General features: G+C 41.3%; 20 protein-coding genes. 17 read left to right on the plus strand and 3 right to left on the minus strand.

Annotation, left to right across the window (positions count from 1 at the left end; genetic code table 11):
* Nucleotides 1-138 precede the first annotated feature (138 nt).
* Nucleotides 139-522 carry a winged helix-turn-helix transcriptional regulator gene (locus PU629_RS11115; RefSeq protein WP_275284314.1) on the minus strand — a complete coding sequence of 128 codons (384 nt, stop codon included), beginning with the start codon at nucleotides 520-522 and terminating at the stop codon, nucleotides 139-141.
* Between the two features lie 324 nt (nucleotides 523-846).
* On the opposite strand from PU629_RS11115, the gene hxlA reads away from it, so the two are divergent.
* The 10 genes from hxlA to PU629_RS11165 all read left to right on the plus strand — a co-directional run bounded on the left by hxlA (nucleotide 847) and on the right by PU629_RS11165 (nucleotide 13,127).
* Nucleotides 847-1,479 carry a 3-hexulose-6-phosphate synthase gene (hxlA, locus tag PU629_RS11120; protein WP_275284315.1) on the plus strand — a complete coding sequence of 211 codons (633 nt, stop codon included), beginning with the start codon at nucleotides 847-849 and terminating at the stop codon, nucleotides 1,477-1,479.
* An 8-nt stretch (nucleotides 1,480-1,487) separates the two neighbouring features.
* Nucleotides 1,488-2,045: a 6-phospho-3-hexuloisomerase gene (gene hxlB / locus PU629_RS11125; protein WP_275284316.1), complete on the plus strand. Its 558-nt coding sequence runs from the start codon at nucleotides 1,488-1,490 to the stop codon at nucleotides 2,043-2,045.
* A 648-nt stretch (nucleotides 2,046-2,693) separates the two neighbouring features.
* Entirely contained in the window at nucleotides 2,694-2,948 is a 255-nt protein-coding gene (gene acpP / locus PU629_RS11130) for an acyl carrier protein (protein WP_275284317.1), read from the plus strand.
* Nucleotides 2,949-2,999: 51 nt separating this feature from the next.
* Complete coding sequence (locus tag PU629_RS11135) at nucleotides 3,000-4,646, plus strand: class I adenylate-forming enzyme family protein (RefSeq protein ID WP_275284318.1); 1,647 nt, start codon at nucleotides 3,000-3,002, stop codon at nucleotides 4,644-4,646.
* A 72-nt stretch (nucleotides 4,647-4,718) separates the two neighbouring features.
* A complete protein-coding gene (locus PU629_RS11140) occupies nucleotides 4,719-5,942 on the plus strand; it encodes an acyl-CoA dehydrogenase family protein (RefSeq protein WP_275284319.1) in 1,224 nt (407 codons plus the stop codon).
* A 284-nt stretch (nucleotides 5,943-6,226) separates the two neighbouring features.
* A complete protein-coding gene (aroA, locus tag PU629_RS11145; protein ID WP_275284320.1) occupies nucleotides 6,227-7,558 on the plus strand; it encodes a 3-phosphoshikimate 1-carboxyvinyltransferase in 1,332 nt (443 codons plus the stop codon).
* Nucleotides 7,555-9,141: an AMP-binding protein gene (locus PU629_RS11150; RefSeq protein WP_275284321.1), complete on the plus strand. Its 1,587-nt coding sequence runs from the start codon at nucleotides 7,555-7,557 to the stop codon at nucleotides 9,139-9,141. Before aroA ends, PU629_RS11150 begins: the two co-directional genes overlap by 4 nt.
* A gap of 21 nt (nucleotides 9,142-9,162) precedes the next feature.
* Entirely contained in the window at nucleotides 9,163-10,296 is a 1,134-nt protein-coding gene (locus tag PU629_RS11155; protein WP_275284322.1) for an acyl-CoA dehydrogenase family protein, read from the plus strand.
* Nucleotides 10,297-10,301: 5 nt separating this feature from the next.
* Nucleotides 10,302-12,320 (plus strand): FAD-dependent oxidoreductase, encoded by a 2,019-nt coding sequence (locus PU629_RS11160; RefSeq protein WP_275284323.1) that lies wholly within the window; start codon nucleotides 10,302-10,304, stop codon nucleotides 12,318-12,320.
* Nucleotides 12,321-12,341: 21 nt separating this feature from the next.
* Nucleotides 12,342-13,127: an SDR family oxidoreductase gene (locus PU629_RS11165; protein ID WP_275284324.1), complete on the plus strand. Its 786-nt coding sequence runs from the start codon at nucleotides 12,342-12,344 to the stop codon at nucleotides 13,125-13,127.
* A 171-nt stretch (nucleotides 13,128-13,298) separates the two neighbouring features.
* On the opposite strand, the gene PU629_RS11170 is transcribed toward PU629_RS11165, so the two are convergent.
* A complete protein-coding gene (locus PU629_RS11170) occupies nucleotides 13,299-14,555 on the minus strand; it encodes a SpoIID/LytB domain-containing protein (RefSeq protein ID WP_275284325.1) in 1,257 nt (418 codons plus the stop codon).
* A gap of 136 nt (nucleotides 14,556-14,691) precedes the next feature.
* On the opposite strand from PU629_RS11170, the gene PU629_RS11175 reads away from it, so the two are divergent.
* The 7 genes from PU629_RS11175 (at nucleotide 14,692) to PU629_RS11205 (ending at nucleotide 23,368) form a co-directional block, all read left to right on the plus strand.
* Complete coding sequence (locus PU629_RS11175) at nucleotides 14,692-16,539, plus strand: sigma 54-interacting transcriptional regulator (protein WP_275284326.1); 1,848 nt, start codon at nucleotides 14,692-14,694, stop codon at nucleotides 16,537-16,539.
* A gap of 154 nt (nucleotides 16,540-16,693) precedes the next feature.
* Nucleotides 16,694-17,890, plus strand: a complete 1,197-nt coding sequence (locus PU629_RS11180; RefSeq protein ID WP_275284327.1) for an iron-containing alcohol dehydrogenase — start codon at nucleotides 16,694-16,696, stop codon at nucleotides 17,888-17,890.
* A 19-nt stretch (nucleotides 17,891-17,909) separates the two neighbouring features.
* A complete protein-coding gene (locus tag PU629_RS11185; RefSeq protein WP_275284328.1) occupies nucleotides 17,910-19,241 on the plus strand; it encodes a GntP family permease in 1,332 nt (443 codons plus the stop codon).
* Nucleotides 19,242-19,296: 55 nt separating this feature from the next.
* The gene (locus tag PU629_RS11190) at nucleotides 19,297-20,754 is read left to right on the plus strand and encodes a CoA-acylating methylmalonate-semialdehyde dehydrogenase (RefSeq protein WP_275284329.1); all 1,458 of its coding nucleotides are present in this window, start codon (nucleotides 19,297-19,299) and stop codon (nucleotides 20,752-20,754) included.
* A 114-nt stretch (nucleotides 20,755-20,868) separates the two neighbouring features.
* The gene (locus PU629_RS11195) at nucleotides 20,869-21,405 is read left to right on the plus strand and encodes an SDR family NAD(P)-dependent oxidoreductase (RefSeq protein ID WP_275280153.1); all 537 of its coding nucleotides are present in this window, start codon (nucleotides 20,869-20,871) and stop codon (nucleotides 21,403-21,405) included.
* Nucleotides 21,402-21,641 carry a 3-hydroxyacyl-CoA dehydrogenase family protein gene (locus PU629_RS11200; RefSeq protein ID WP_275280154.1) on the plus strand — a complete coding sequence of 80 codons (240 nt, stop codon included), beginning with the start codon at nucleotides 21,402-21,404 and terminating at the stop codon, nucleotides 21,639-21,641. The genes PU629_RS11195 and PU629_RS11200 overlap by 4 nt, the downstream gene beginning before the upstream one ends.
* Nucleotides 21,642-21,952: 311 nt before the next feature.
* On the plus strand, nucleotides 21,953-23,368 hold the full coding sequence (locus tag PU629_RS11205; protein ID WP_275280155.1) for a sugar porter family MFS transporter: 1,416 nt from the start codon (nucleotides 21,953-21,955) through the stop codon (nucleotides 23,366-23,368).
* Between the two features lie 136 nt (nucleotides 23,369-23,504).
* Here PU629_RS11205 and PU629_RS11210 read toward each other — a convergent pair whose 3' ends face one another.
* Entirely contained in the window at nucleotides 23,505-24,257 is a 753-nt protein-coding gene (locus tag PU629_RS11210) for a BUD32 family EKC/KEOPS complex subunit (RefSeq protein ID WP_275280156.1), read from the minus strand.
* Nucleotides 24,258-25,192 lie beyond the last annotated feature (935 nt).

Consider the following 25,192-nt stretch of genomic DNA (forward strand, 5'->3'; position numbering starts at 1 on the left):
TGGAAGAATGGGTACCCAACACAAATTGACATGAAAAGACGATGAAAAGTCCAATTTCTCACGAATCCTAATGAGAAATTGGACTTTTTCCTTATCGTCTAAAAGCGAATAGTGATCGGCTTATGAAAGGTTTCGAACTTATTTATGTGTGAGTTCAGTTTCTTTCATGAATTCGGCAAGACGTTTTTTTCCCCATTCATACATCATTTCGATGATCGGAAGCAATGTCATTCCAAGTTCAGTCAAAGAGTATTCGACTTTTGGAGGCACCTCAGGATATACCTCTCGATGGACGATGCCATCTTCCATTAATTCATGTAATTGGTTAGATAAAATTTTATGAGAGATTTTAGGAAAAAGTCTTTGAAGATCACTAAAACGAAGCGGACCTTCTGTACCTAAGTACCATAAAATAACAATTTTCCATTTACCGCTAATAATTGATAAGGTGAGTTCTTTTTCACAATTAAAATCCCCATTTAATAACTTTTCTTTGATGTCTTCTCTTAATGTGTCGCTCATGAAAAATCCCCCTTATTTTATAATAGTAACTTATTTGTAACTACCTTACAAAAAAGTGCACTCTTCACGTGTAAAAAGGTAAGCCTTAAAATGAAGGAGGATTGACAGCCATCTTTTTTAGAAATAAGGGAGAAGAATAGAAAGGAGTTAAGTCACGAATAATGATTACGCACGACACGATTTAATGCGGCTCTAGTGAGAAGAGTTACAGAGACTTTAACGACCCATACAGGCGAATTTCTCGTGTCTTGCAAAGCGAAAGAAAAGCATGAATTCTACCGGATTTTAACGTGATAAAAAAACAAACTAGGAGTGAAACATAAAATGGAATTACAATTAGCATTAGATTTAGTAAACATACCAGAAGCCATTGAATTGATTAAAGAAGTCGAAGAACATATCGATATCGTTGAAATAGGGACCCCTGTTGTTATCAATGAAGGCCTTCATGCAGTAAAAGCCGTTAAAGAGGCATTCCCTAATTTAAAAGTATTAGCAGACTTAAAAATCATGGATGCCGCTGGATATGAAGTCATGAAAGCTTCTGAAGCAGGTGCTGACATCATTACAATTCTTGGAACCGCTGAAGATATGTCGATTAAAGGCGCGGTAGAAGAAGCCAAAAAACAAGGGAAGAAAATCCTTGTTGATATGATCGCTGTAAAAGACCTTGCTGGTCGTGCCAAAGAATTAGATGGTATGGGTGTTGATTATATTTGTGTTCACACCGGCTATGATTTGCAAGCCGTTGGCCAAAACTCATTTAAGGATCTAGAAACAATTAAAAGTGTGGTAAAAAATGCGAAGACTGCGATCGCTGGCGGCATTAAATTAGAAACTCTTTCAGAAGTGATTGAAATAAAACCAGACTTAATCATTGTTGGCGGCGGGATCACCGGTCAAGAGGATAAGAAAGCTGCAGCTGCCAAAATGAAAGAATTGGTTACGGCGGAGTAACTTAGGAAATGCAGACCACTCAGTATTTAGCTGAAATCTCAAAAGAACTTCAGCGGTCAATAGGCTTAATTTCAGATGCAGAAGCTGAAGAACTCGTCAACGCGATTCTCAAAGCGACTAAGGTTTTTGTCGCGGGTGCAGGAAGATCTGGCTTTATGGGAAAATCTTTTGCCATGAGAATGATGCATATGGGAATTGACTCTTATGTCATTGGCGAAACGATCACGCCTAATTTTGAGAAAGAGGATCTATTGATTATCGGCTCAGGTTCTGGAGAAACAAAAAGTTTAGTATCTATGGCTGAAAAAGCAAAAGCGATCGGCGGGAAGCTAGCGGCTGTCACCATTTTTCCTGAATCGACCATTGGACAGATAGCCGACATGGCGATCCAAATGCCTGGATCGCCCAAAGATCAATCGGAGAGCGATTATAAAACCATTCAACCAATGGGGTCTCTCTTTGAACAAACAGTTTTACTTTTCTATGATGCCTTGATCTTGAGGTTCATGGAGAAAAAAGGCTTAGACACGAACAAAATGTATGGCAAACATGCTAACCTTGAGTAAAACTTATTAAAAGTGTTGATAACTGAAAGACCTGCAAACGATCAATCGTTAGAAAAGGAACAACCCTTCAATCATGAAAATGAGATTGAAGGGTTGTGTTTTCTTTTCAGGTAACGAACAAATTATCATGGAGTATTCAGATATATCAATAAGTCCAACTATTATAAGATTTTATATTTGAAAGATATTTTGAATAGTAGTAACATAAAATTTGTAAAAAGCTTATTAGCAGCTGGTTATAAAACTTAATGCTAATTACCTTATTTTACAGATTAATGAGAAACTAGGTGGGAGGCAAAGAGGATTACTAAACTTAATGCATTGGAATTGAAGAGACGCAAAAAATTAAGTTTTAGTACTTTAAAGGTTTTGTCCGGTTTATATTAAATGAGTTCTAACTCTAATTTTTATTAATAAACAGGTTACCGATACACACAAGTAGATCTAAATCATTATTTATAGAGCCTTATCCAAAAATCGTGTTGGAGTCGCTTATGTTTTAGAAGGACAAGCCTTTTAAGATAACTAAAACAGGTGCGTTTCTGGTTTTTTTTGATTTTATTGAATCGATCAATTAGAAGTTAAAAACACAGGAAGTATAAAAGCAATGAAAAATTAAAGGTTAAACAGGATCAAGGGGGAATAACAATGTCAACTGTCTTATCAAAAGAACAAATCGAAGAGCGTGTAAGAAAGGTTGTAATTAGTCAACTATCAGTTCAAGATTCTGAAGTTCAATCGGAGAGTCTTTTTGTCGATGATCTAGGTGCCGATTCTCTTGATCTTACAGAACTCGCTATCGCCTTTGAAGATGAATTCGATCTTGAAATCCCGGAATCTGATTTTGGACAATTATCCACAGTAGCCGGTGTCGTCACTTACCTTGAAAATCGTCTCAAGTAAGAGAGGCAATAAGCACAAATTATTCTGACAGCTATTGAAGGAGGAATAGAGATGTTTGACTTTAAAGGTAGAGTTTTAGACTCAGCGCGAGCAAAGCATTATTTAGACGAGGGAATCTGGAAAGATAAGTCCTTTGTCGATCTTTTAATGGATGCTGTGAAGAATCATCCTGATTTGGTTCACAAAGATGAGGTGCGTTCCATCAGTTATTCTGAGCTTTGGGAAGAAGTGAATGGTGTTGCGGCCAGTCTCTATGACATGGGAATCCGAAAACGAGATCGCGTTGCCATTCAATTACCTAACACATTGGATTACGTAATCGCCATATTTGGAATTGCTCGAATCGGGGCAATCAGTGTAACGATTCAAGTTGACCTGGGGCAAGAGGCCATCATCAGCAGCTTAAATCAAGCTGGATGTAAAGCCTGGATCATTGCTGAAAACTTCCGAGGACAGCCTCTCTATGAAACGGCACTGGAAATTAAAAACCATGTTGATAGCTTGGAACAGATTATTTTACAAGGCGATAAAATTACTCCGCCAAAAGGAGCTCTAACTTTTAAAGAAATAAGAAGCACCTCCAAGCGATTAACTGAAAGTGTACTAGAAGCAAATCGGCCAGAGGCATTGGACGGTTTTCTCATGGTTTTTACATCGGGTACAACTGGTTCGCCTAAAGGCGTTGTACACTATCATGCAAACTACATATGGTCAGTCAATGCATTATCCAAAAATTTCGAGTATCAAACAGGCGACGGTGTTCTTTGTTTGGCCCCAATTAGTCATCAAACAGGCATGCTTGCAGGCATTATGATGACCATTGCCAGTGCAGGTCGAATTTTCTTGCTGGAGCGTTTCTCGGCAAATCGAGTGATCAAATGGGTTGAAACGGAAAAACCAAGTTTCATGATTGGTGCACCTCCGCATGTTATTCATACGGCTAATTCTCCAAAGCTTAAAGAAGCCGATACCTCTAGTGTTAAGACGTTCATCTATGCAGGGGCTCCTGTTCCTAAAACAATCCTTGAACGACTTCAAAATGATGCCGGAATCAAAGTAGGGGCTATGTATGGTTGGACAGAAGGTTTTGTCGGAACGGCAACGAAACCAACGGATCCGATTGAAGCACTCAGCAGCACAGTCGGATTTGCCTTACCGGGCATTGAAATTCGTTTAGTGGATGAAGAAGGTCATGATGTCAATCAGGGTGAAGTAGGAGAGATGTGGTCCCGTGGTCCGAATTTCTCACCAGGTTACTATGAAAATGAAGCTGCGGCAAAAAAACAATGGGATTCAGAAGGCTGGTTTCATACAGGCGATCTTCTTCGCCTAGATGAAAATGGTCGTTTTAGCTTTGTAGCACGCGCTGACGATATTATCAACCGCGGGGGAACTAAAGTCGATCCAAAGAGTGTTGAAGACGTCATAGCAGGACACGAATCGGTGGAACGTGTGACGGTCGTTGGAGCGCCTCATGAAACATTAGGTCAGCAGACCATTGCTTGTATTGTGCTGAAGGAAGGCGCTGAAGAGATTCCCGTTGCTGAATTAAGAGATTACCTTGGTAAGAATGGTTTAGCGAAATTCCAATTTCCAGATCAACTAAGGTATTTTAATGAATTACCAATGACCCATTCAGGAAAAATCAAGAATAAGGTCTTGCGTGAACAATTCTTATTAGAACAACAAGGCAGTTAACCGGTTGTTCTAATAAGAGATAAGCTTTTGGCAAATGAGGGTGACTAAAAAGTTACTTGAAGGAGAGATCACATGTTAAATCGTTCTGACCGAGATACTATACAGATTCACTCGGATCAATTAGACACCGAACTAGTTGAGAGAGCAAATGTCATTCGAAACCGAGTGATACAATTTCGCGAAGAAGAGGCTAGCACCTGGGCTGAACAGATCGAGCGCACAGAAGCAATCCCAGATGCACTATGGGCTAGAATTCAAGAATTAGGGTTTCATAAACTCACTCAGCCAAAATGGGTGGGTGGAGAGCAACTTCCACTTGAACTCTACTTCCCAATTTTAGAAGAGATTTCCCATTGTCACGGAACTATTCGGATGATGTTTCATGCTTATAACAGTATCTGGCGAACCGTTGGACAAGGGAATGCTCAGCAGCAAGAATATTGGTTAAAGAAACTTGTCAATGAAGGGACGCTAGTTGCCTTTGCTTTAACTGAACCAGATAACGGAACTGGGATTGACTTAAGGACGACCGCCACCTATGAAAATGGCAAATATTTATTAAATGGAAAAAAACATTTGATCACCTTTGCTGAAGAAGCTGGTGTGATTGTTGTTATTGCAAAAATGGAAGGGGAAGCTGGACGTAACGGTTTAACTGCTTTCCTAGTTCCTCAAGGTAGAGTTGGTATGACGCTTACCCCAATGCCGATGATGATGGGTGACAAAGGGTGTTCACATGCTGAAATTCACTTCTCGAATTGTGAAGTCTCTGAAGAAGAAATTCTCGGTGAAATTGGGGATGGTTTTGGCATAGCGGTTCGCGGTTTTCTTGACCAGAGCAGAGCCTGTATTGCCCAAAGTGCCGTGGGTCTAGCCCAAGAAGCCTTAGATGTTACTTTGAAGCAGGTGAGAGAACGGACGACTTTCGGAAAAGCTATTGCGAGCCGTCAGGCGGTTCAAATGCGACTGGCAGAGATGCAAATTGCGATCCAAGGCGGACGCCTTTTATGTCTGGATGCCGCAAAGAAGTACGACCGCGGAGAAGACATTTCATTGGAAGCGTCAGTTGCGAAAGCTAATGCCATAAAAATGGTCGGAGAGGTCACGGATCACGCCTTAGCCCTTTATGGCGGTGTTGGCTATTCGGTTGATCGCCCAATTGAACGTCTATACAGAGATGCCCGCTCCTTATGGTTTGAAGAAGGAACCATTGAAATGCAAAAAATGACAATTGCGGAAAAGCTGTTAACCAATGCAAGACGTCGTGAGCGTGAAAAAAGAAAACAGCACGTTTAACCAGCCTAACTAGGCTAAGCTATTCTTTTTTTAAAGAGAATTAATTATCTATTTGAAAGAGTGAATGATTAGGCTCTTTTGCCGGTAATAGAATATACGAATCATAGACAAGAAATACGTTTTATCAGGATTATTAGAATGCCATCCTATTTTTAGCCATTAGTAGATGACTAATGGTTAAAATCAAGGAATTACTAAATAGGATAAAAGGTTTAAAATTCTTTTCACCTAGCAAGAGATAAGTAGCTAGATCATTTTACCTGAGTAAATTGGAGGGTTCAGATATGGGACGACTATATGTCAATAAATATGAGAAGAAAGTGTCAGGTACTTTGCAGGTGCCATCTTCTAAATATCATTTACACCGGGCGTTGATTTTCGGGTCTCTTGCAAAAGGCACGACGAAGATCAAAGGGAAATCAATGGCCTTACATATCAAAGACTCTCTTAATTCTTTAAAAGATCTAAATGTAGAAGTTAAAGTGACAAAAGATGGTTATATCGTAAACGGTGGTCAATATACACCAAGAAACGGAACTGTACGCGTTGGCAGTTCGGGGACAACCTCTCAATTTTTGCTAGGTTTGGGGGCTTTATCAATCGGAGGTCCGCTTACGTACGACGGCCACAAAGCTTTAAAGGCACGTCCTATGGGACCTTTGTTAAAGGCGTTATCGGACATGGGGGTTGATTTAACGTCTACGAATGACCGACTTCCCGTTACGGTAAATCCTGGTCTTCCAAAAGGCGGCCATATTCAAATTCAAGGGACACTAAGCCAATGGATATCTGGACTCTTAATCCTAGCCCCTTTTGCATCAGAGGATACCGTCATCGAAGCGCTTCCGCCATTGAATGAAAAGACATATATCAACTTGACCATTGACATGATGGCACAATTTGGCGTTAACGTCATTGAACATGAAAATGGTCGGATGTGGACGGTTCCGGCCAATCAAACGTATAAGCCAACTGATCTTACGCTTGAACCGGATCTTTCTTCAGCGGCTTTTCTCTTTGTCTTAGCGTCCCTGCATCCATGTGATCTCACTCTAGAAGGTATTTCCGAAGCAGGCTCACACCCAGAGGGGAAAATTTTAGAGATTGTCCAACAAATGGGACTTCCAGTAGAGGTAGATAAAGAGAACGATGCACTCAGAATGAGACATGATGGTTTCCGTCCAAAAGGCGGGCTCGAAATTGACATGAAAGATATTCCAGATTTAATTCCAGCCTTAAGTGTTCTCGCATCCCTTTCAGAAGGACAAACCATTTTGAAAAATATTGGACCTGGACGTTTAAAAGAATCCAATCGTGTGAAAGCTATGCTCCAACTCAATAAAATGGGAGGGGATGTTAAAGAAGTGGGTGACGACCTCATTATTAATGGTGTTCCGTCCCTTCACGCTGCTTCCATTTCTTCTTTTAATGATCACCGTGTTGAAATGGCCTTTGCCCTTGCAGCCACTCGTGCGGAAGGAACAAGCGATCTTACCTTCCCTAATGCTTATAAAATTTCTTATCCAGAATTCTTAGACCAAATGAATGAATTAGGGCTGGATATGAAGATTGAACCACTTAAAGTTGCTAAGCAGAAGGAGGCGATATTGGCATGACCAACATTTTTGATTTAAAAAGTGAACCTTTATTTCTAGATCGCCTCCAATCAGTCGATCCGAAAAAATTAGCGGTTATTGATTTAAGTTTGGATAATCCTATCATGTTAAATTATGGGCAATTAGAGGAACTGTCTAACCGGACAGCACAAGGTCTTTTAAATTACGGAGTTAAGCCGGGGGATTTTGTCGCTTATCAGCTTCCGAACAGTTGGGAATTTGTCGTTGTCACGTTAGCTATTTGGAAGATTGGGGCAGCTGCCTGTCCGATACTTCCGGCTCTTCGCGATCGAGAAGTCACTTTTATTATGGAAAAAACAAAAAGTCGTCTTCTCATTATCCCAGATGACTATCGAAAGTTTGAGTACGAGCCAATGGTAGATCGTCTGGCTTCAAAACTTCCTAATCTTGAAACAAAGATTGTTATTAAATCGAGAAACCCAATGGATGTGAAAGGTTGTCTAGGCGGGCTTGCCGATCACGATCCAGATCTTGAACGACTTAATCAACTCCGCCCTAATTCAGAAACGAATTCTGAGATTTTATTTACATCTGGTACAACTGGGGAACCTAAAGGGGTTATTCACACACATGGGACACTTAGCTTCGCGGTTCGGGCGCATAGAAAAGCCCTGAAGCTTACAGAGAATGATGTTATTTGGATTCCGTCGCCAATTGCTCATCAAACAGGTTTCTTGTACGGAATGGTGGCAGCTCTTGGCCTTGGAGCCACGCAAGTCTGTCAAGCTGTTTGGAATGTGGAGACAGCAAGAAAAGCGATAGAAGAGTATGGGGCCACTTTTGTTCAGGCGGCTATGCCATTTTTGGCTGATATCTCTCGTGATGCGAATCCTCCAAAAGGGTTGCGGATTTTTGTGGCAACAGGAGCTGCTGTTCCGAGACAGCTTGCAAGAGAAGCGACAAAGGCCTTAGAATGCCATGTTGTTGGCGGATGGGGCTCAACTGAAACTTGCCTAGTAGCCGTGGGTTCGCCTTATGAAGATGGAGATAAAGCATGGGGAACGGATGGTCGTGTGATCGAGGGAATGGAAATGAAGATCACCGATGAGGCAGGAAATGAACTGCCACGCGGTAAAGAAGGGATGTACCGTGTGAAAACACCCGCCATGTTCACCACTTATTTAGATCACCACGAATGGTATGAACAAGCTATAGATGAGAATGGCTTTTTCATTACAGGTGATTTGGCGATTATGGATGAAGAAGGCTTCTTAAATATTACGGGGAGGATTAAAGATATTGTCAACCGCGGTGGAGAAAAGATTCCAGTCGTTGAAATTGAAAATGTCCTATATGAACATCCTAATATTCAAGATGCAGCCATCGTCGGGATGCCTGACCCACGTTTGGGAGAACGAATTTGCGCTTTTATTACACTTAAAGAGAAAACACCATTTGCTTTAGAAGATATCACCTCTTATTTGGAAAGCAAAGGGGTCGCCAAAATTTATTGGCCAGAACATTTAGAGTTAATCGACGTGCTGCCAAGAACCGTTACGGGGAAGGTTCAAAAATATGTTCTCAGAGAGTTGATTTCAGATAAGCGCAAAATAAAGGCCTAATAAGGAAAGGATGAAAAACGAATGAATGATTCAGCCTTTCAACAACTTAAATCAGAAGTTCATGATTTTGTGAATGGCCCGCTTAGAGAACTCTCAGAAAAGATTGAAGAAACAGGGCAATGCGGGAAGGATGTTTGGGAGGAATTAAGAAGCCATGGCTTTTTAAATCTGACTGCTCCTGAATCCCTTGGAGGAAAAGGAATAAGCTTTTCTCAGTATCTAGAAATCATTGAACTTTTTTCACAATCGCACGGATCGATCCGTGTGATTGTACATGTTAGTAACGGAATTTGGCGTCCCTTTATGCCCATAGTGAACGAAGAACAAAGGGAACGTTTCTTAAAACCGTTAGTTAAAGGAGATTTAATCGCAACCTTCACTTTAACTGAGCCTAACAGTGGTTCGGGTGCAGATATTAAAACAACTGTCCGAAGAGAAGGCAATGATTTCCTTATAAATGGTGAAAAATGGATGATCTCATTTGGTGATGTGGCAGACTATTTCCTTCTATTCGCCCGTGAAGAAGGAACAATCGGTTATGATGGAACACTAGCCATAATGATCCCTAGAGACACTCCGGGCCTAAAAATTGATTTGATGCCTCCGACTATGGGACAAACAGGTACCGGTCATGCCCACCTCTTCTTAGAGAACGCCCGTGTGCCTAAGGACAATCTGTTAGGTCAACCTGGACAAGGGTTAATCGCAGCTTTAAGCGGTTTTCTTGATCCGAGCCGGATTTCGGTGGCGATGACGTGTGTCGGTCTCGCACAGCGAGCGTTGGACTTAGCTGTTGAACGAGCAAACGAACGGGTTACTTTTGGTAAACCTCTTAGCAAAAGGCAACTCATTCAATCCTATATTGCCGAAATGGCCACTGATATTGAAGCGGCCCGCCTGCTCTGTTTAAATGCAGGGCGATTGCAGGACCAAGAAGCGCTTGTTCCGGCACAAGCTTCCATGGCAAAATTTTATAGTGTTGAAATGCTTCGAAGGGTAACTGATAAGGCGCTTAGGATCTTTGGTGGAATCGGCTACTTCAAAGGGAGCGAGATTGAGCGGATTTATCGGGACGGTCGCCTCCAATGGTTTGAAGAAGGAACGGCTGAAACTCAAAAGGTGGTCATCGCCAAGCATTATCTAACAAAGGGGTGATGGCTTTGAACACTATAAATCTGTTTTCAAAAGGTAGAATTGGATCTTTAGAGTTAGAGCATCGAATCTTAATGGGTTCGATGCATCTAGGCATAGAAGGAGACCCAAAACATTTAAATCAATTAAAAGCCTTCTACGTTGAACGGGTAAAAGGTGGCGCAGCCTTGATCATAACTGGTGGTGTCGCTGTCCTTCCAGAAGGCGGCGGCGACCACATGTTTTGTTTGACAAATTTGAGCGATCGCAGTCAGCTTAAAGAGATCGTTCAAGCGGTCCATTATGCAGGAGGTAAGCTGGCTCTCCAATTACAGCATAATGGCCGATATGCTAAGGAGGCAGAAACAGGGCTTACACCGGTTGCGCCTAGTCCTCTTTTTTCTAATCTCACAAAGGAGACACCCAAGGAGCTTTCGATTCGTGAGATTAAGGACATTCAAGCGGCTTTTATTGAAGGGGCCATATTCGCAAAGGATGCAGGGTTTGATGCCATTGAATTAATGGGTTCAGAAGGTTATTTATTAAACCAATTTCTTTCACCCATTACGAATCAGAGAACGGACGCTTATGGCGGTACTTTTGAGAAAAGGATGAAGCTTCCGCTTGACATTGTAGCTGGCATTAGAGAGCATGTCGGATCTGCTTTTCCTTTAATTTATCGAATTTCAGGAAACGACTATATGGAAGACAGCACGACGCAAGAGGAGACCATGGAGTTTGCTAAGCAATTGGAAAGTCAAGGGATTGACGCTTTAAACGTTGGCGTTGGCTGGCATGAATCACGTGTACCGACTGTCGCCGCCAGCGTTCCAAATGCTGCCTTTGCTCACGTTGTATCTTACATAAAAAACGCGGTTTCCATTCCTGTCATTGGGGCAAATCGCATCCATACGCCTGAAGTTGCAGAAGACGTTCTAAAACTTGGATTCATGGATTTTGTGGCACCTGCCCGTCCGTGGCTTGCCGATGAAGCGTTTGCGTTAAAGGCAAAAACAAACCGCGAAATGCTTAATCGATGTATCTCATGTAATCAGAGATGCCTGGACCATACGCTCGGACATCCGCCATTGCCTGTTGAATGTTTGGTTAATCCGAGGACAGGTCATGAATGGGAATGGAAGAAGCGAGAAATTGAAAATAAGGAAAGTCAAAGGAGGCAAAACATTGCTGTCGTGGGCGGTGGTGTTGCGGGTCTATCAACAGCTAAGGCTGCTGCTGAACAGGGATACAAGGTGGCGCTATTTGAAGCCCAGCCACAATTAGGGGGGCACTTTTTCCTCGCCTCACAGATCCCAAGCAAGGAAAAGTTCAGAGAGACCATTCAGTATTATAAAACCTGTCTTGAACGTCTAAATGTCGACATTCATTTGTCAACTAAACCGAACATTGATGAATTAGAGACTTTTGATAAAGTGTATTTGGCAACAGGTGTGACCCCTTACGTCCCAGAACAGTTAAAAGGTGTCCAGCTTCCTCATGTTGTCACCTACTCTGACATTCTATCTGGACAAGTTCCGGTTGGAAAAAAAGTGGCGATAGTTGGCGGCGGCGGCATTGGCTGTGACTTAGCCCATTTAATCAGCCAGGCAAATGACATAAGGCCTGAGGTTAAAACGTTTTTTGAAGACTATGGGATTAAGGTGAGGGAATGCGCCAATATTGAAGTGACCCTTATTTCACGATCGAAAAGGCTAGCCAAGAATGTCGGACCGACCACGCGCTGGGTTCTCTTGTCAGAGCTTCGAAAATTAGGGGTGACTCTCCTAAAAGGTTTTGAATGCTGTGAAATAACCGAAGACGGTGTATGGGTTCAAACTAGTGAAACTAAGCAATTTATAAAGGCAGACCAAGTGATTCTTTGCACAGGACAAACGGCTAATCAGGAACTTTACGACGTTTTAAAAGATCGAGTGCCAACTGTACTCATCGGCGGAAGCTATGATGCGAGTGAACTTAACGCGGCAAAGGCGATCCATCAAGGGTATGCTTATTTTTACTCTAATGAAGTTGAAGCAATCAATAAATAAGGTGAGAAGGGATTTTGCCAAATGGGGAAATTTGAAGGAAAGAAAGCTCTCATTACAGGAAGCTCACGTGGAATTGGAAAGATTACCGCTTTAAAATTTGCGGAAGAAGGGGCAGATGTTCTCATTCACTATCGCCGTGATGAAGAGGCAGCAGGTCAAACAGTGGAAGAGATTCGAAAGTTAGGAAGACAAGCTCTGCTTTTTAAGGCAGATCTGGACTCGCCCGAAGAAATTGACGCGATGTTTGATTATGTTCAAAATGAATGGGGCGTTCTCGATATTTTTATTGCTAACGCTGCAGCTACTGCCTTTAAAGATTTGATGGATATAAAGGCACACCATCTTAACAAAACTTATCAGGTTGTAGTCAATAGTACAGTACAAATGGTTCAGAGATCTGTTCCATTGATGGAAGGGCGCGAAGGACGTATACTGACCGTATCCAGCATGGGAAGTGAGTTTACACTTCCGCGTTACGCGAATATTGGATCTGCTAAAGCAGCCATGGAGTCATTAACCCGTTACTTTGCAACTGAATTAGGACCAAAAGGGATTACAGCCAATTGTCTGTCTCCAGGAGTGGTGGAAACAGATTCCTTAACTTTCTACGCGGGTGATCGTTTTGAAGCATTTCGTGATGGAGTCGTTTCAAAAACACCGCTCGGCAGGCTGACGCAACCTGAAGATGTGTCGAATTTAGCTTTGTTCCTATCGAGCAGTGAAGCCAGTTTCATCACAGGCCAAGTCATTAGAATCGATGGCGGTTTGACGATCAATAATCATTACCCGCCAGAGGTTGCTTTTTAATAGCTTAGACTAATTGAAAAAAGTCGGTTAATAAGGACTATCTTATATAACCGACTTTTTTATACCTTAACAAATTGTTAGAAGATTGACGCAAGTTGAATGTTTAGGAACTCAGTCTATGTCAACAAGGCGCGCGCCTTCGCCTATAAACTTGGCATGGCTTTGTTTTCTTTATTTGTTAACCTCAGATAATGGTTGTATTTTTGTGCCGGGGAAATAAAAATGAAGGATCTCTTTATAAGTCATGCCTTTATTTCCCATAACTTTGGCGCCTTCTTGGCTCATCCCGACACCATGTCCATATCCTTTACCTTTTACAATATAAACATTGCGTTTTTTATCCGAGTATTCAATCAGGTAACTTTTGAAACGTTCACCACCAATCATTGGCCGAATAGACGATAGTGGAACATTTTCTAACTTCACACTTTGAAAGAGTAAGGTCCCATTCATTAAATTTGAAACAAAATGGACGGTAATGGACCCTTTATAGGCTCTTTTTGACGAGTTTCTTTCATCAGATATTTCAAATTGAGGGATCGATAAAATTTTCAGATCGCCAACATAGCCTTTTCCTTTTAACCAGCTTTTGATTGTTGAAGCCATTTGAGGATCACTCTCTACTATATCTCGAAAATCTTTAGGGTTATTCCAAAGAGTGGGGATGTCTTGATTCTTGATTTGAACCTGGTGCAATTTAAATTTCCAATTTTTTTGCGGGTCATAAGGGTCCTTCTTTATCGGGTAATAAGGCAGATGTGAGCCTCCCCATACATGATGATTGCCTTCAGTGATGCCGCCGTTACTTGCAGAATAAAAGGCTTCAATTAAATGATTCTTATAGGTTAAGACTTCTCCTTTTGTTGCATCCACTGCTTTTGATGTTTGATCTTCCCACTGATACCCTCCATATACTTGATAAGCGATCGTATCATTAATGGTCTCGTGAAGATGGTGGGAGGCATAAGTTCTGGCCGCAATCGCCTGAGATTTGAGGGTTTCTAGATCCCAACCTGCAAACACCTCAAAAGGAACAACACCTTTTAAATAATCTTCAAGGGGAAGCTGATTAATGGGACGTATATACTTTTTGTCTTCAATCTCAAAGTTAAGAGCCCCTAAGTAGTTCCGATCATTTACAGATATAAAATGTCCGGTATCATAGTCACTAGGAATGAGCATAAAGGACGTTCCAACATGGAAGGTATCGGTGTTGCCTTTTAAAACGAGCTGGCCCTTATTAAGATTTAATCGATAGTTCACTCCTTCTTTTAAATGAATTACAGGATCTAACGAGACATAGTCTCCATGAAGTTGAATCGAGACACGAGCGGTATCTTTTAAGTAATTGACTAATTTAATTGACATCATTTCTTCTGCTTGACTGACATTTGGAAGACTGAGTAATAGTAGCAGCACAGTTGACATTAATAAGTACTTCATACCGTTAGATTTTCTTTTCGTTCATCTTAGCATTCACAATCTTAAACCCATAAATGTAAAAAAATGTATCGGAATAATGAAAACCTTTCTCGTTAAAAAGCAATACAAAGGAGGCAAGCTTGTGAAACCTAAAGAATTCAAAGGAATTCATAACGATTCCTCATCGGTTGAAGAAGGCTATTTAGTTATGGACTGGATGAAACTTGCGGATACTGTTCAAGCAGATACAGACTTAGGAACTGTCATTAGAAAGATGACCACTCACCCTTCCCCAGACCAAGACCAAGACTGGATCATAACTGATTCAGATGGCCATTATCTCGGAATCGTTACCCCCATTGATCTTTTGAAGCTTTTACAATCAGGTGCCAAACTGGATGATCCCATTCCGATTTCTCTATTGACGAAAAGGAAGACCGTTAATTTATATGACTCCATTGTCGAAGTGCCTCTAGGAGAAGACCGTTTATTTCCGGTAATCGACAATAGGGGGCGTATTCAAGGACAACTCACGAACAAGGCATTACTTTTCGCCTACCAGCAGCTTCTAAGAGAAAAAAGCGATGTAGCAGATGTGTTGGATATTATTCTGGAGACAGCCTACGAAGGGATTGCAGTAGTAAATAGTAAAGGGACCCTTATCAAAATGAACGAAGCCTACAAAAATTTCTTAGGCGTGAAAGATGAAGACGTCCTCTATAAATCAGTTGAAGAAGTGATTGAAAATACGCGGCTCCACATCACCGTACAAACGGGAATTCCTGAACGGGCAAAACTGCAGACCATACAAGGACAAAGTATGGTTGTTCACCGAATCCCGATTTGGCGAAATAATAAAATTATGGGTGCTGTTGGAATTCTGATATTTGAAGGGGTTACCGAGCTTTACAAAGTATTAGAGAAGGCGATTGAAGAAAATAGAAGTGTTGATGACATCAAGCATGCCAATCCCTTTAACAAGATGGACAAGAAAAAACCATCGATTACTTTTGAAACCATTATTCATGAAAGTGAGGAAATGACTTATTGTAAAAGCATTGCGAGACGAGCGGCTCGAACAGAAGCGACCGTCTTGATAACCGGAGAAAGCGGTACAGGGAAAGAGATGTTCGCTCAAGCGATTCACAATATAAGTTCCCATTCAAAAGGTGAATTTGTAGCGGTGAACTGTGCAGCGATTCCTGAAAACCTCCTTGAATCTGAACTTTTTGGGTATGAGGAAGGAGCCTTTACTGGAGCGAAACGAGGCGGGCACAAAGGGCGATTTGAACTAGCAAATGGCGGTACCCTTTTTCTAGATGAGATTGGAGACATGCCGTTAATTATGCAAGCTAAGATTCTAAGGGTACTTCAAGAAAAGGAATTTCAACCTGTCGGCAGCAATCGCAGAGTGCCATTCACAGGGCGTGTCATTGCCGCGACACATGTCAACTTGGAAGCCTCTATTAAGAATGGTGAGTTTCGAGAAGATCTCTACTATCGTTTAAATGTTATTCATCTCCGTATTCCACCACTAAGAGAACGAAGACAGGATATCCCAGCTTTGCTATCGCACTTTCTACAACTGTTTTGCACGCGTTATAGATCACTCCCAAAAACGTTCAGTCTCCGAGCAGTGGAAGTTCTAATGACCTATGATTGGCCAGGGAATACGAGGGAAGTCATGAACCTTGTCGAACAACTGGTCACATTAGTTGTCGGGCCAGAAATTCAAATGAGTGATTTGCCAGAGCGATTTCTGACTCATTCTTCATTTGACTACAAGGAATCGATAGAAAATAAGGGACTTGAGAACATCAATTCGCCCATAAATATAGACCAGTTAAAGGAAAGTCAGAAAGCATTTGAAAAGAATGAAATTATGAGAATGCTTGAAGTGTGCAATGGGAATAAGAGTGAAGCAGCGAGAAGATTAGGCATTCATCGAACGACACTTTATCAAAAGCTAAAACGTCTCGGCATTGTGTAGAATTTTATCTACAGTTGCAGCAACACCTGTAGGGGTGAGTGTTGTTTAATAACTACATATCCTAAGAAGGAAGCCTTATTTTACCTGGTTTTATGTGTTGGCACAGTAATTGCATGAGGTATAACGAGAGAAGCAACAAACAGGAGGGATTCATATGGCAGCCTTTTCTTTACGTGTGCCAGGACACATTCATTACGGAGAACAAGCGTTTCAAATACTAGGTGAAGAGGCTTCTAAGTTTGGTAACAAAGCCTTAATTGTAAGCGATCACATTATGGAAAAGTTGGGATATGTACAAGAGAGTATCAATCTTTTAGAAAATGCGGGTGTCACCCCGTTTACTTTTTTAGGAATTGAATCTGAACCAACGGATGAATATGTGAAAGAAGCTTTAAATAGGGTGAAGAAGCATCAAGTGGATGTGGTGATTGCAGTAGGAGGCGGCAGTTGTATTGACACAGCTAAGGCCGTTGCCGTGCTTGCTACAAATGGTGGCTCGATTAGTGAATACATGGGGAATAAGCGTCTAGTAACGCAGGATTCCTTACCTCTGATCGCTGTTCCAACTACTGCGGGTACAGGTTCCGAAGCGACAGATGTCACGGTCATCACTAATACTTCAAATGACGTCAAAATGATGATCAAGCAACCTGCATTTTTACCAGATGTTGCCCTTGTCGATCCTTACCTTTCCGCTACGTCACCAAAAGGGATTACTGCTTCAACCGGTATCGATGCTTTGACTCATGCTATTGAGGCTTATATATCGAAACGGGCTCATGCCTTTACAGATACTCTCGCGCGTGAGGCGATCCAATTAATAATGGGCTCACTTCGTCAAGCTTATAACCATGGGGAAGATTTAACAGCGAGAGGAAATATGGCCTATGGCGCAATGCTTGCGGGGGCCGCTTTTTCAAACGCATCGGTTTGTTTGGTTCACGGAATGTCCCGTCCAATTGGTGCTCTTTTCCATGTTCCTCATGGAATTTCCAATGCCATGCTTTTGCCTGCTGTATTAGAGTACAGCAAAGATCATTGCAAGGAGCGTTTGGCAGAAATCTGCAGCCTTCTCTATCCAGAGATGAAGAAGGAATCAGATGAGATATCAGCCGATTACTTAGTTGCAGAAATCAAACAACTTTGCTCAGACTTAGACATTCCCAATTTAAAAGGATGGGGGATTGATCAAAATGCTTTTGAAAACGCTTTAAACAAAATGGCAACAGATGCTTTGCAAAGCGGTAGTCCACAGAATAATCCGCGTGTCCCAAATCACGAGGAAATTATGGAGCTCTATCAAGTTTGTTTTGATTATGATTTTACCTGTAAGCAAAAATCCATTAGCTAAACATTGAGGAGGAGTTATAATGCTAAGTTTGATTGGCCTGATCCTGTCACTGGCTTTGCTGATCTTTTTAACAATGCGAGGCATTAACATCATTATCTCCGCTATCATTTGTTCCATCGTTGTTTCGGTCTTTGGTGGCCTTAATTTAGAAACAGCTTTAACAAAGTATTATATGGACGGTTTTACAGGTTATTTTGCCTCTTGGTTTTTAGTTTTCATGTTAGGCGCCATTTTCGGTAAAGTCATGCACGATACAGGAACTGCTGAATCGATTGCAGAATGGGTCAGTCGAACAATGGGGCCAAAAAGGGCTGTTTTCGCTGTAGTAGCCGCTTGTGCCATTATGACCTATGGCGGTGTCAGTTTGTTCGTTGTCGGGTTTTCGGTCTATCCGATTGCCGTCTCGCTATTTAAAAAAGCTAATTTGCCCCATCGTTTTATTCCAGGCGCTCTTGTTTTTGGATCCGTATCCTTTACTATGACGTCCCCTGGTTCACCTGAAATTCAAAATCTGATCCCAACACAATATTTTCATACGAACACGGTTGCAGGCGGTTGGATCGGTTTTGCGATGGGATTCATCATTATGATACTGGGTGGATTATGGTTAGGAAGAATGGTAAGTAAAGCCGTTAAAAATGGGGAAACTTTTAGTCTTCCAGAAGGGGCGAATGTAACCGTTCTGGATGAAAAGGGAGCCGCGGAAGTTTCGGCGACGCTGGACACGTCAGAAAAAGTTCTTCCGCATTGGCTGACGTCCCTGTTGCCTCTTGTTGGGGTTATTGTGTGCTTAAATATTTTATCAAGGTTTATTAGTTCAACCAGTTCAGCTCTTATTTCATTATTCCTTGGCATTATCTTAACATGGCTCTTGAACATTAAATTTGTCAGTAAAGTCTGGAGTTCTCTCGCTGCTGGAACACAGAATGCATTAGTGGCAGCAGCCAACACATGTGCCGTCGTTGGATTTGGTAGTGTCGTAGGAAAGACAACGGCTTTTACCCAAATTGTTAACTCATTTGTCCATGTTCCGGGTTATATCGGTCTTGCTATTGCAGTAACCGTAATCTGCGGGATAACCGGTTCAGCATCCGGCGGACTTGGGATTGCGCTCCCAATTCTCGCTCCGCTCTATATGGCCAAGGGATTGGATCCAGGAGCGATGCACCGAATTTCTTCATTAGCATCTGGGGGATTAGATTCCATGCCGCACAATGGCTATATTGTCACAACCATTCGTACAATCTGCGGTGAAACGCATAAACGCTCCTATAAACCTATTTTCTTGTTAAGTGTTATTCTGCCAACTGCCGTTCTGGTTCTAGCGGTAATTCTATATTCGATATTTTAATAGAATGTAACGAGGAAAAACTAATTTTGATCTATAAGGAGAAGGAGAGAGTATCATGACAACTAAAACCATTCAAACATTAAAAAATTATATAAACGGACAATGGGTAGAAGCTTCTCACTCAAAAACGGAGAGTGTTCCAAATCCAGCAACAGAAGAAATTCTAGCCGAAGTTCCTCTTTCTGCACAAGATGATGTTGAACGCGCAGTAGCAGCAGCATCTGAGGCCTTTAAATCTTGGTCTAATGTGGCGGTACCAAAGAGAGCTCGAATTTTATTCAAATATCAACAGCTTTTGATGGAGCATTACGAAGAGCTGGCTGAATTAATTACAAAAGAAAATGGAAAATCTCTCACAGAAGCTCGCGGGGAGGTTCAAAGAGGAATTGAATGTGTGGAATTTGCGGCGGGAGCTCCGACACTAATGATGGGAGATTCATTAGCTAGTATCGCAACGGAAATCGAATCAAGCATGTTCCGTTACCCTGTTGGCGTTGTCGGTGGAATTACTCCATTTAATTTCCCGATGATGGTGCCTTGCTGGATGTTCCCTCTAGCTATTGCTTGTGGAAACACATTTATATTAAAGCCATCCGAAAGAACACCATTGCTCGCTCAAAGATTAGTCGAACTATTCACAGAAGCCGGGCTGCCAAAAGGTGTATTGAATATTGTGCATGGTGCTCATGACGTTGTAAATGGCATGCTGGAGCATCCAACCATCAAGGCGATTTCATTTGTCGGCTCACAACCCGTTGCTGAGTATGTCTATAAGACAGCCGCCGCAAACGGGAAACGAGTTCAGGCTTTGGCTGGGGCGAAAAACCACTCAATCGTACTAGAAGATGCTGATATGGATAAAGCCATTCAAGGGATTATCGGAGCGGCTTTTGGAAGTGCAGGCGAACGCTGTATGGCTTGCTCAGTAGTAGCTGTTCAAGAATCAATAGCCGATCAATTTGTCGAGAGATTGATTCAAGCTGCTAATGAGATTAAGATGGGGGATGGTCTGGAAGAGGAGGTGTTCCTTGGACCGCTTATTCGTGAGAGTCACAAAAAACGTGTGCTTAACTATATTGAACTCGGGATTCAAGAGCAAGCTCAGCTTGTTCGTGATGGCCGTATCGATGCTGAACAAGCGGATAAAGGGTATTTCTTAGGGGCTACCATTTTTGACCACGTTAATCCAGACATGCAGATTTGGAAAGATGAAATTTTTGCTCCCGTTTTAAGCATTGTTCGCGTTAGTGATTTGGATGAAGCGATAGAGATCACCAACCAATCCAGCTTTGCGAACGGAGCTGTGATCTACACTCAAAGCGGCAAGGCTGCTCGAGATTTTAGAGATAAAATTGATGCGGGAATGTTAGGGGTAAATGTCAACGTACCAGCGCCAATGGCATTCTTCCCGTTCTCCGGATGGAAGAATTCGTTCTACGGTGACCTCCATGTCAACGGGAAAGATGGCGTCAATTTCTATACCCGCAGAAAAGTGGTTGCAACGCGCTGGTAAGTTTAAAAATAGACGAATATTTAGAGAAGCAAGAGAACGAAAAAGTTCTTTTGCTTTCTCTTTTAAGTCAACCTAACGAAGCGTTAAAAAACAAGCATAATGGGAGGGCTTTCGTTGGATCTCAGTGGTCAAGTTGCCATTATTACTGGAGGAAATAAAGGGATTGGAAAGGAAATTGCTGAAGCTTTTGGTAAAAGAGGCGCAAAATTAGTGCTTGCTGCAAGAAACGAACTTGAATTAATCGAAACAACTAAGGGATTTAAAGACTGGGGTTATGACGCTTTGCCTTTGGTTGTGGATGTGACGAATCCCGATCAGGTTAAGAAGATGGTGGAGGAGACGATACACACCTTCCATAAAATTGATGTATTAGTGAATAACGCAGGGGCGCCTGGTCCAACTAAAAGTGCGGAAGATGTGACGGAAGAAGAATGGATGCAAGTCATCAACAGTAACTTGACGGGAAGTTTTTTATGTATAAAAAATGTGCTTCCTTATATGAAGAATCAGAAAAAAGGACGGATTATTAATTTGTCTTCTATCTCAGCAAAACGTCCCCTCATTTATCGAGTGGGCTATTCTGCTGCCAAAATGGGAGTCATTGGGATGACTCGTACACTAGCTGCGGAATTAGAACAGGACCATTTATGACGGCAGATATGGGCGGCTTGGATGTCTTTCATGCCATTTCCGAATATCTCTTTTCTGATTTATCAATAGAGAATCACTCGCTTCAGGCGATGGTGAAGCTTATCAAAGAAAAGAACGAGGGGATCAAGAATGGAAAAGGATTCTATGATTGGCCAGAAGAGTTGGCTCAACGAATGAGAGAAGAAAGGGAGCAGACGCTTATAGACTTTTTGAAAAAAGATGATCGTTCTTCTTGAAAAAAATAATTACTAACCTTTTAGACTTGATTCGTTGCTGGTGATGTTTGTTAAAAACAGACACAAATGAGACTATTACTCTTATTACTATGGGTAATCGGAGTAATAGCGATCATTTTTATACTGTAACTTGCATATTAGTATAATTAGAGTATTAATATTTCTGAATGATGAGAAAGCTTTAATGAATGTTAGCGGCTAATGCTCATTCGTTTTTTCGTCTCGAAATGTAAGCGTTACCCCCTTGCATTGAAAAAAGCTACTAAAGCAGGGGTTCAAGTCTAAATCAGTTATTAAGGGTGGTGGAATGGATGGCAACTCATAAAGGATCTGTACGTCATGAATCAAGTACCTTATTTGTTTCCTTAGTAGCAGGTATAGCGGCGATCGGCGGACTTCTTTTTGGATATGATCAAGGGGTTATTTCCGGAGCGGTTGGATTTTTGCAAACTCAATTTCAAATGAATGAAGGGCTATTAGGTTTTGTTTCAGCATGTATTCCATTAGGGGCCATGGCAGGTGTTATTATAGCGGGAATTACGAGCGATAAATTTGGAAGAAAACCCATTCTCTTGGCAGCAGGTTTATTGTTTGTTATTTCTAGTTTAGGTTGTGCTTTCACACAAACCGTCGCCATCCTTATTTTGGCAAGAATTATTGGCGGTTTAGGTGTCGGTGTTGCCTCTCTGCTTGTCCCCTTGTATATTTCTGAGATATCTCCTGCGCGCATTCGTGGTCGGTTAGTTGGGACAAATCAATTAGGGATCGCCTCTGGAATTTTTGTAGTCTATATTGTAAACGCTATTATAGCGAACACACATACTCAAAACTGGGATCAAACGATCGGCTGGCGCTGGATGTTTGGAGTTGGTGCTATTCCAGGAATTCTATTTTTTATTTTACTTTTCTGGGTTCCAGAAAGCCCGCGGTATTTATTGAAAAAAGGGGAGCAGACAGAGGCTAAGGCGGTTTTAGAAAGAATAAATGGTCCTTTTGTTGCGAAAGCCGAGATGACTGCTATTAACGCTGCTCTTAGAGACGAAAGTAAAAGTCCCGGATTTGTGGGTGAGCTCGTTAAAAAGGGATTTAAAATTGCTATGCTAGTAGCTGTCGTTCTAGCGGCGATGCAGCAATTTACAGGTACAAGCGCTGTCGCTTATTATGCACCGATTATTTTCAAACAAAGTGGAGCTGGAGCGAATGCTGCCTTAATAGAGACCATTATGATAGGCGCCATTAAAGTTATCTTTACGATTGTTTTAATGCTGCTAGTGGATCGCGTTGGAAGAAAACGGTTACTCATGATTGGGGCAGCGGGAATGGCCATTTGCCTCATCATTGTCGGAGGAGTATTTGAGGCAACGCACATTATCGGTTGGCTAGTTCTTGCCATGGTTTTACTTCACACAGTAGCCTTTGAATTATCATGGGGCGGTGGCGTTTGGATTGTCATATCCGAAATTTTCCCAACAAGAATTCGCGGGAGAGCAATGGCAATGGCCTCATTTGTATTATGGGGAGCCACTTATCTTGTGACGCAGTTTTTCCCCGTGCTCTTAAAACATGCAGGGTCTTCAATGACCTTCTGGATTTTTGCTTTAATGTGTATCATCATGTTCCTTTTCACTTGGAGAATGGTCCCTGAAACAAAAGGGAAGACATTAGAAGACATCCAAGCTGAATGGGATTCAATGAATTTAGTGAAAGAACAGAATTTTATTGGATAAAATTAGTGATTATCTAGAATGGAGCTTTTTTTCACAAGGTTCCATTCTTTTTTTTTCTATTTGACAGCAGCACACTTTCTAGACGGGGATCAGTTCTATCAGTGTCCATAACGGCTAGTTTGCATGAACCAGCTCTTTAATCATACATAAAAATAGAATCTAACAAAGGCACCCAAACCGCTTCGTCCTTATTAAACGTTTTGTTTTGATACTTTTTGGAAAGCGAAAAAAACCATCCATCATCTCCTTCCGCTTCAGATAGCAAGGTCCAAAGAGTGAACTGATATTTTTTAGGAATGGAGGAAAATAACTGAGCGGCTTTGATGTGATCAACATCTTCGTCACGTATCACTGGGTCTTCGATATGACTTACATTCATTAAGATCAGTTCCGAAACGGTATCGTGATACATTTTTGGGATATTAAAACGTTCGAAAAAACCGACATCGACACAATATATACGGTCCTTAAAAAAGAGTAAATTACCCGTTGTATTCAGATCCTCAGGGAAATAGCCACTGTTTAAAACGTCAAGAATTAAGCCTTTAATTTGTTTTCTGAAATTCAATGTTTTCTTTTGATCGTTGGGCACTTCATCAAGGGATATGCCATTTATAAAATCCATAATGACATACTTGTCATATTTATAACGCGTTAAGACATTTGGAAAGTACGGACTATCTCTCAAAGAAAAAAGGATGGAATAGGTCTCAATGTCTTTTTCCTTAAAAATCTTAACAACGGCGGAGTCAGACAGTTTGTAAACAAACCCTTCTGCTCCTTCTTTGATTAAATCGGGATGCGGCGTTATACAGTCTCCGTTTTTTACAAAAGCATCTATTTTTGTTTTCCACATTTCTAAGGTAAGGTCGTTATGATGTAAAAACAAATCAATCGCCCCCATATTGCAGCCATTCTTTTTTTACAATTCAATTGGCAGCTTGCCTTTGTTTAAACCCCAATCCAATATTAGGCCAATTAGCGAGGAACGTTCCGCACAAAAAGCATTGTTTCTTAAAATGACAAGGATTTATAGACTTAATTTTAAAAGAAATTCTATTTCGTTCCGTCTATTCAAGGAGGATTTTTTTTAGGGAAAATTACAGAAGGTTTGTCGATGAGGTTTAAAAGCAAACCGTAGAGAGATGCTCAGGTAACCCAAATAGTTAAGGCGGGAGAGAGGATTAAACAATCATTTGATGCATTCCATCATTAGGATTTTTCAGTAGTGAGGGATTCAGCGACCTAATTAGTGGGACAACCTAAGGGTATAAAGAAGAGTAAGGAGGAGCCGCGAACCATCATGTAGAAAAGTGGCAAGACGGATTGTTCTTGTTACCGATCTCCTTATTGTAATCTATTCTAATCATTTCTTGATGTGAAGGAATTATAATTTGCCATTTAGCTGTACGTGCTATCTCTGAAGGACTTCGTAAAAAAGAGGCTGGAAATATACTAGTCGTTCCACCATTATTTCACCAGGCGCAGTTACGACAGAATTAACCAATTCCATTACAGATATGGATCTGAAACCATCCATCGATAAAATTTATGAAGGTGCAATTGACTCTGAACCCATTGTTTATTATGGTCATAAACCTTCTTCGCCCAACTGGCAGCTTGATGCATCCAAAGATTATCAAAAGTGTGTTGAAGCAAACATTCGAGAAAAATCGGGTTATGGATTCAAAAGAATAAAGGTTGTTTCATTTTTTGACACTAATTTATTTAGTGTCTTTGCCTTTTTACATTTTGATAAATAGGAAGAAGTTTTACCATTTTTCATTTTAAATAATTTAAAAAGAGATTCATAATCTCTCGTGT

This window comes from Pullulanibacillus sp. KACC 23026, from assembly GCF_029094525.1.
Classification (GTDB): Bacteria; Bacillota; Bacilli; order Bacillales; family Sporolactobacillaceae; genus KACC-23026.

What these genes read in the sequence shown, in the direction of transcription:
- PU629_RS11115 (WP_275284314.1), bottom strand. Translation starts at nt 522, where the DNA reads ATGAGCGACACATTAAGAGAAGACATCAAAGAAAAGTTATTAAATGGG.
- hxlA (WP_275284315.1), top strand. Translation starts at nt 847, where the DNA reads ATGGAATTACAATTAGCATTAGATTTAGTAAACATACCAGAAGCCATT.
- hxlB (WP_275284316.1), top strand. Translation starts at nt 1,488, where the DNA reads ATGCAGACCACTCAGTATTTAGCTGAAATCTCAAAAGAACTTCAGCGG.
- acpP (WP_275284317.1), top strand. Translation starts at nt 2,694, where the DNA reads ATGTCAACTGTCTTATCAAAAGAACAAATCGAAGAGCGTGTAAGAAAG.
- PU629_RS11135 (WP_275284318.1), top strand. Translation starts at nt 3,000, where the DNA reads ATGTTTGACTTTAAAGGTAGAGTTTTAGACTCAGCGCGAGCAAAGCAT.
- PU629_RS11140 (WP_275284319.1), top strand. Translation starts at nt 4,719, where the DNA reads ATGTTAAATCGTTCTGACCGAGATACTATACAGATTCACTCGGATCAA.
- aroA (WP_275284320.1), top strand. Translation starts at nt 6,227, where the DNA reads ATGGGACGACTATATGTCAATAAATATGAGAAGAAAGTGTCAGGTACT.
- PU629_RS11150 (WP_275284321.1), top strand. Translation starts at nt 7,555, where the DNA reads ATGACCAACATTTTTGATTTAAAAAGTGAACCTTTATTTCTAGATCGC.
- PU629_RS11155 (WP_275284322.1), top strand. Translation starts at nt 9,163, where the DNA reads ATGAATGATTCAGCCTTTCAACAACTTAAATCAGAAGTTCATGATTTT.
- PU629_RS11165 (WP_275284324.1), top strand. Translation starts at nt 12,342, where the DNA reads ATGGGGAAATTTGAAGGAAAGAAAGCTCTCATTACAGGAAGCTCACGT.
- PU629_RS11170 (WP_275284325.1), bottom strand. Translation starts at nt 14,555, where the DNA reads ATGTCAACTGTGCTGCTACTATTACTCAGTCTTCCAAATGTCAGTCAA.
- PU629_RS11180 (WP_275284327.1), top strand. Translation starts at nt 16,694, where the DNA reads ATGGCAGCCTTTTCTTTACGTGTGCCAGGACACATTCATTACGGAGAA.
- PU629_RS11185 (WP_275284328.1), top strand. Translation starts at nt 17,910, where the DNA reads ATGCTAAGTTTGATTGGCCTGATCCTGTCACTGGCTTTGCTGATCTTT.
- PU629_RS11190 (WP_275284329.1), top strand. Translation starts at nt 19,297, where the DNA reads ATGACAACTAAAACCATTCAAACATTAAAAAATTATATAAACGGACAA.
- PU629_RS11200 (WP_275280154.1), top strand. Translation starts at nt 21,402, where the DNA reads ATGACGGCAGATATGGGCGGCTTGGATGTCTTTCATGCCATTTCCGAA.
- PU629_RS11205 (WP_275280155.1), top strand. Translation starts at nt 21,953, where the DNA reads ATGGCAACTCATAAAGGATCTGTACGTCATGAATCAAGTACCTTATTT.